5 protein-coding genes and 1 other annotated feature are annotated in these 7,096 nt (G+C 30.9%); all 5 genes read right to left on the bottom strand.

The genetic code is table 11. The features are described from left to right. Positions 1 to 84: 84 nt before the first annotated feature. The 5 genes from argS to rplI all read right to left on the bottom strand — a co-directional run bounded on the left by argS (position 85) and on the right by rplI (position 7,078). Positions 85 to 1,842 carry an arginine--tRNA ligase gene (gene argS / locus HCG76_RS15570; RefSeq protein WP_221701164.1) on the bottom strand — a complete coding sequence of 586 codons (1,758 nt, stop codon included), beginning with the start codon at positions 1,840 to 1,842 and terminating at the stop codon, positions 85 to 87. A 52-nt stretch (positions 1,843 to 1,894) separates the two neighbouring features. Next, positions 1,895 to 2,111 (bottom strand) — a binding site (T-box leader). A 101-nt stretch (positions 2,112 to 2,212) separates the two neighbouring features. Next, positions 2,213 to 3,013, bottom strand: a complete 801-nt coding sequence (gene proC, locus HCG76_RS15565; protein WP_221701163.1) for a pyrroline-5-carboxylate reductase — start codon at positions 3,011 to 3,013, stop codon at positions 2,213 to 2,215. A gap of 211 nt (positions 3,014 to 3,224) precedes the next feature. After that, positions 3,225 to 4,562, bottom strand: coding sequence for a replicative DNA helicase (locus HCG76_RS15560; RefSeq protein ID WP_221701162.1), 1,338 nt, complete (start codon positions 4,560 to 4,562; stop codon positions 3,225 to 3,227). 158 nt (positions 4,563 to 4,720) lie between these two features. Further along, a complete protein-coding gene (gene lonC, locus HCG76_RS15555) occupies positions 4,721 to 6,619 on the bottom strand; it encodes a Lon family ATP-dependent protease (protein WP_221701161.1) in 1,899 nt (632 codons plus the stop codon). 12 nt (positions 6,620 to 6,631) lie between these two features. Next, a complete protein-coding gene (gene rplI / locus HCG76_RS15550) occupies positions 6,632 to 7,078 on the bottom strand; it encodes a 50S ribosomal protein L9 (protein ID WP_195989114.1) in 447 nt (148 codons plus the stop codon). Positions 7,079 to 7,096 lie beyond the last annotated feature (18 nt).

Raw genomic sequence — 7,096 nt, 5'->3', positions numbered from 1 at the left:
GTACAATTATTTTTTTGAAAATATAGAAAAAGAGCTATCGCTAGCGGATTTTTTTACCCGCTATTGCGACAGCTCCTATTTAAATTACATTCTTTCTACACTTTCCATTCCTAATAAATCTAATCCTTGTTCTAAAACATTTTTAACAAGATCTATTAAACTTAACCAAGATGATTTTTTAGCCTCATCTTCTTCTGATAATATTCTTGTATCATTATAGAACTTATTAAAGTTATTAGATAGTTCATAGATAAATTCACATATCTTATGAGGTGCTCTATCTCTAAAGCTTAACTCAATAACTTCATTAAATTTAGCTAATTGAAGCATTAATCCTCTTTCTGCTTCACTTTGAGGTACTAAAATACCATTTTCCTCATTAAAGCCTTCTGCTTTATTTAATATAGATTTAATTCTTACGATTGTATATAAAATATATGGCCCAGTATTTCCTTCAAATGAAGCAAATCTTTCTATATCAAATACATAATCTTTAGCCGCTTGATTTGATAAATCACCATATTTTAATGCAGCTAATCCAACCTTTGAAGATATTTCCTCAACATCTTCTTCTGCAATATTTTTATTGTCCTTAAGTTTTTCCTTACCTGCTTCTTTAATCATATTTATTAAATCTGCAAGTCTCATTACTCCACCCTCACGAGTCTTAAATGGCTTACCATCTTTTCCGTTCATTGTACCGAAACCTATAAAGTCTAAAACAGTATCTTCATGTGCTATTCCAGATTTCTTAGCAGCTCTAAAGAATTGTTCATAATGTAGTCCTTGTCTTTTATCTGCTAAGTATATTATTTCATCAGCACTCATATCTCTAACTCTTTCTACAACAGTAGCTAGGTCAGTAGTTCCATATAAAGATGCTCCATCTGATTTTAATAATAATAGTGGTGGAACTGGACTCTTATCAGTTTCTTCACTTACATCAAATACTAAAGCCCCTTCACTTTCTTGAGCAAATCCTTTTTGCTTTAACTCTTCTATCATTTCTGGAATTAATTTTTGTGCATCACTTTCACCATTCCATAACTCAAAATCAACATCTAATGCTCCATAGTTTTTCTTTAAATCAGTAACTGAAACATTTAATATATGTTTCCATAAAGCAACATATCCTCTTCTACCTTGTTGAAGCTCAACTGTAGCTTGTTTTGCTGCTTCCATAACTTTTTCATCACTCTTAGCAAGCTTACTTGCATATGGATATATATCTTCAAGCTCATCTATTGTAAATGGTGCTTCTGTTGGATACTCTCCAGTAAAGCTTTCATCAAAGTATGGTAAAGATGGATTTCTTCTTTCAACCTCTGATATTACCATTCCCATTTGAAGACCCCAGTCTCCTAAATGAACATCACCAACCACATTATGCCCTAAGAACTTTGCAATTCTTTTTATACTTTCACCAATTATTGCTGATCTTAAATGTCCAATGTGTAATGGCTTAGCAACATTTGCTCCACCGTAATCAACAACTATTTTCTTAACTTCTGTAGCCTTTGAAACTCCAAAGTTTTCATCCTTATTCATTTTATTAACATATTCTATTAAGAATTCATCATTAACATTCATGTTAATAAATCCAGGTGCTACAGCCTCTAATTTTGAGAACATATTATTATCATTTAATTTTTCAACAACCTCTTGAGCTATTATCATTGGAGCTTTTTTATGTTTCTTAGCATTTGCTAAAGCTCCATTACATTGATACTGACATAAATCAGGTCTATTTGATACATTTACCTTTCCTGTTTCTCTTTCGTATCCAAGCTCTTCAAAAGCATTTTTTACTACATTATTTATTTCATCAATAAATATTTTCATAACTTTACCTCCTTAATTGTCTTAAACATATAAAAATCCGTCTCTTTTCATACAAAGAGACGGAATATTTCCGCGGTACCACTCAATTTAACTAAAAAATTAGTTCACTCAAAACTTTAACGCAGTTAACGACATACCCTCATATAATTTATACTCAGGTAGCTTCTCCAAGTTCCTCTTCCTTACTCTATATTTTATAGGGCTTACACTCTACCCCTACTCGCTGTAAAATATAATTGAATAAGTACTCTTCTTTTCATAGAATTTTTTATATTTTAATTATTTCATTTTTTTAATAATATATTCATTATCTTATATTATATATTTTAAAATCATATATTACCACAATAATTTTCAATTAATTAATATATTACATATTTTTAGATTTCTCTGCACATTTTTCAACTGCACTTATAACAGTATTTCTAAATCCATTCTTTTCAAGATCTATTACTGCTTCTATTGTTGTTCCACCTGGTGAACAAACTTCATCCTTTAACACTCCTGGATGCTTTCCTGTTTCTAATGCTAACTTAGCTGAACCTAATATACTTTGCTCTGCTAGCTTATAAGCTTTAGCTCTAGGTATACCTAACTTAACCCCAGCATCAGCCATTGCTTCTATAAACATAAATACATAGGCTGGTGATGATCCACATAATGCTATAAATGCATGAAAGTCTTTTTCTTCAAGAATTTCATACTTTCCAAATAAATTATATAATTCACCAACATGTTCTACTTCATCTTCATTAATAAATTTATTAGGACATATTGCTGACATTCCTTCACCAACTAATGCTGGTGTGTTAGGCATAGTTCTAACAACTTTAACATCCTTATCAAACCATTGCTCTATTTGAGCTATTGTTATACCTGCTGCTATAGAAATAATAACAGTATCTTCTTTAATACTATTTTTTATTTCTTCTATAACTTCCTTAAAGAAATATGGCTTAACTGCTAAAAATAATATATCAGCTACTTCAGCAACCTCAATATTCACTGTTGTTGTTTTTACAGCAAACTCATCACTTATTTTTTCAGCTGAAGTTTTGCTCTTTGTAGATACAATAATATCATTTTTGTTAATATCATTAGACTTAACTAAGGCCCCTAGCATAGCCTTGCCCATATTTCCGCAACCTATAAAACCAATTTTTTTATTCATATCTCTTTCCACCCTTCTCATTATTAACGCATAATTAAAATTTTTATATTTATATACTAACAAAAAACTTATCCACAGTCTTCTTTGTTTAAAGTTTTCCACAGATAATAGGTTTTTTCTTATAAAATATTTTTTTTAATTTATCCACAACTTTTATTTATAAAAAATACCCTAAAGTATATAATTTCTTAAAACTTTAGAGTATTTATATTTATTCCTTATGTACTAGGTCAAGATCAGCAAACTTAGAGTGAGCTCCAATCCAAGCCATCTTAACAGTTCCAACCGGACCGTTTCTTTGTTTTGCTATAATACACTCACCAATACCTTTTTCTTCAGTTTCTTTGTTATAATACTCATCTCTATATAAGAACATAACAACGTCGGCATCCTGCTCAATTGACCCTGACTCTCTTAAGTCAGATAGCATTGGTCTATGGTCAGCTCTTTGCTCTGGTGCACGAGATAACTGTGATAATGCAATTACTGGGCATTCCATTTCTTTTGCTAAAGCTTTGATAGATCTTGATATTTCAGATACCTCTTGTTGTCTATTATCACTACCTGCACTACCTGACATAAGCTGTAAGTAGTCAATAAGTATCATATCAATACCATGCTCCATTTTTATCTTTCTGCATTTAGATCTCATATCCATAACGCTAATACCAGCAGTATCATCAATATAGATTCTCGCCTTTGCCAATGGTCCTGTTGCCCTTGCAATTCTCTCCCAGTCATCATCCTCTAAGTTACCTGTTCTAAGCTTTAACATATCAACATTAGCTTGTGAACATAGAAGCTTATATGCTAATTGTTCCTTAGACATTTCCAGGGAAAATATTACTACACTTTTTCCTTCTTTTAATGCTGCATTTTCTGCAATATTTAATGAGAATGTTGTTTTTCCCATAGATGGTCTAGCTGCAATAAGTACCATATCACCCTTTTGGAATCCAGATGTTTTGGCATCTAAATCCTTAATTCCAGAACCAACTCCAGTTATAGCACCTCTATTATTAAATAATCTTTCTATTTCTAAAAATCCTCTTTCAAGTACATTAGAAAGTGCTTCATATTCCTTAGAATCCTTCTTTTCTGCTATATCAAAAACTTTTTTTTGAGCTAAATCTATTACCTTTTCGACATCTCCACCACTATTATAGCTTTCTTCAATAATAGACGTAGATGCTTTTATAAGTTTTCTTAATGTAGATTTTTCTTCTACTATTTTTATATAAGAGCTTAAATTTGCTGTTGTAGGAACAGATGAACTTAACTCAGATATATAAGTAACTCCTCCAGCCTTATCTAACATATCAGTAGTCTTTAAATACTCTAATATAGTTACTAAGTCTACTGCCATATCCTTAGCATACATTTTTTTTACCGCTTTATATATGGCCTTATGTCCGTCTCTATAAAAATCTTCTTCATTAAGCTTTTCTAAAACTTGAGCAATGGCACTTTTATCTATTATCATTGCCCCTATAACGGACTGCTCTGCTTCTATACTTTGTGGTAAACTTCTCATCATAGGTGCTTCCATAAATAATCCACCTCCCAATTTTTTATTATAATTTCTACTTCTTTACACATATAACCTATTATATCAAAATGAATCAAATTTGCTATGGTCATTTGTATAATAAATTTATTTCTTCACATAATAAAATTAAGCTTCCTATAAAGGAAGCTTAATCTACATTACTTCTCAAATACTATCTCCATTAGTTCCTCTATGTGACTTATAGATTTAACTTCTATATCTTCAAGTCCTAGAGGAACTTCTTTTTCATTATCTTTAGGGATAGCAACAAGTTTAATTCCTTTTCTTCTAGCACCGTATATCTTTTCAAATATACCGCCAACTGGTTTAACATTTCCTCTTAAAGAAATTTCACCTGTGATAGCAACGTCTTGACGAATTGGTCTTTCTGTAAGAGCACTAATTATACAAACTGTAATAGCAGCTCCTGCTGATGGTCCATCAATTTGACCTCCACCAATTACATTAACATGAACATCATAGTCTTTAATATCTTTATCTGTAATCTTTCTTATCACAGATGCTGCATTAAATACAGAGTCCTTAGCCATAGAACCTGCAGTATCATTAAACTTAATAGTTCCATGACCTTTTTTCTTAGCTGGGAATACTGTAGATTCTATTTCTATTGTAGAACCTAAGAATCCGCTTACTCCTAATCCATACACATGACCAATTTCATATTTATCTAAATTATCTAATCTTTCGAATGGAGCATATCTTCCTATTGAAATAACTTCTTCAACATCCTTTAAAGTTATTTTATTACTTATCTCATCTTCATCCTTATTGAATAATGAATATCCATATGCATCAGATAATATATTTACTGCCTTTCTACCTTCAATTGTATATTGGCTTATTAATCTACCAACCCCATCTTCTAACTCTACATCAAGTTTTTCAGATGCATTATTAACTATGCCTTCTATATCTTGTGAAGATAATGGTTCAAAATATACTTCTGTACATCTAGATCTTAATGCTGGATTTATTTGACTTGGATCTTTTGTAGTTGCACCTATTAAAACAAAATCTGCAGGCGCACCCTTTTCAAATAAATATCTTATATACTCTGGTATATTTTCATCATCAGGATCGTAATAAGAAGATGAGAATTCTACTCTTTTATCTTCTAAAACTTTTAATAACTTATTTTGAAGAATATCATCTAATTCACCAATTTCATCGATAAATAATACTCCTCCATGAGCTTCAGTAACTAATCCTGTTTTTGGTTCAGGTACTCCTACCTCTGCTAAATCCTTCTTACTTCCTTGATATATAGGATCATGTACTGAACCTAATAAAGGATTTGTTATTTCTCTTGGATCCCATCTTAATGTAGTTCCATCAACTTCAACAAATTTTGATTCCTCATCAAAAGGTGTAAATCTTAATTTTTTAGCAGCTTCTAATGCAAGTCTTGCTGCTGAAGTTTTTCCTACCCCTGGTGGCCCATAAAGAATTATATGTTGTGGATAAGGCGAAGACATTTTTGAAATTAATGATCTTACTGCCCGCCCTTGCCCAACTACTTCATCAAAGTTTTCTGGTCTTAAAAGTGACATAACATTTTTATTAATATGCTTTGCATCTAACTTTTCTAATCTTTCTAACTTTGCTGTAGTTTTTGTATTTTCTTTTCCCTTTTGCTTTTTGATTATAGACATTTTTAGTTCATCCATGAACTTATCTTGTCTTTCAACTAAAGCTTTTTCAACTTCAGACTCTATTTTATTTTGAACATATTTTTTAGCTATATTTTCTGATATCCAATATATAACATCCTCTAACACATCTTGTGCAGTTTCATCTGTTGGAACAACCTTAGCCCCATTTCCATCTGATGCTATAACATTTAGTGCATATATTCTTTCATTTATTTCTGTTGAATTAACGTATTTTTGTAACTTAAATCTTACTGTTCTAGCTCTGATTGCACCTTCATCTAAAACATTTTTAAGTACATCAAATAATACATTAACCTTTGCTTCTATTGGTAAATCACTTGTTAGTATTCCTTCTAAGTTAACCCCTTCGTTATATAAATTCAATGTTAATCCTCCTTATTGTTTAGGAACAATAATAACTTTTATCTTTGTAGATACTTCTGGATATAATTTTACTTCTACTTCATATTCTCCAGCAACCTTTATAGTATTTACAACAATTTTCTTTTTATCTATTTTTAAATTAAATTGACTATTAACTACTTCTGCTACATCTTTATTAGTTATTGCTCCAAATAATCTTCCGTTATCTCCTGCCTTAGCATTTATAGTAACTTCTTTACCTTTTAGTTCAGCAGCTAATTTTTGTGCTGCTTCTAATTCAGCAAGCTTCTTTTTTCTTTCATTTTCCTTCTTAGCATTAACAACGTGTAATGCATTTGCAGTTGCTTCTTCAGCTAATTTCCTAGGAAATAAATAATTTCTAGCATATCCATCTGATGCCTCTATAACATCACCTTTTTTACCCATTTTCTTTACGTCTTGTAATAAAATTACCTTCATATTATACACCTATCCTTT

The sequence above is a fragment of the Clostridium sp. K13 genome (genome assembly GCF_019734195.1).
Classification (GTDB): Bacteria; Bacillota; Clostridia; order Clostridiales; family Clostridiaceae; genus Clostridium.
Note: the sequence above shows the minus strand (reverse complement) of the source record. Positions and strands in the feature narration are given on the sequence as shown.

Excerpts from the sequence above, each read along its gene's own strand:
- HCG76_RS15560 (WP_221701162.1), bottom strand. The coding sequence starts at position 4,562 with ATGGAAGCACCTATGATGAGAAGTTTACCACAAAGTATAGAAGCAGAG.
- proC (WP_221701163.1), bottom strand. The coding sequence starts at position 3,013 with ATGAATAAAAAAATTGGTTTTATAGGTTGCGGAAATATGGGCAAGGCT.
- argS (WP_221701164.1), bottom strand. The coding sequence starts at position 1,842 with ATGAAAATATTTATTGATGAAATAAATAATGTAGTAAAAAATGCTTTT.
- rplI (WP_195989114.1), bottom strand. The coding sequence starts at position 7,078 with ATGAAGGTAATTTTATTACAAGACGTAAAGAAAATGGGTAAAAAAGGT.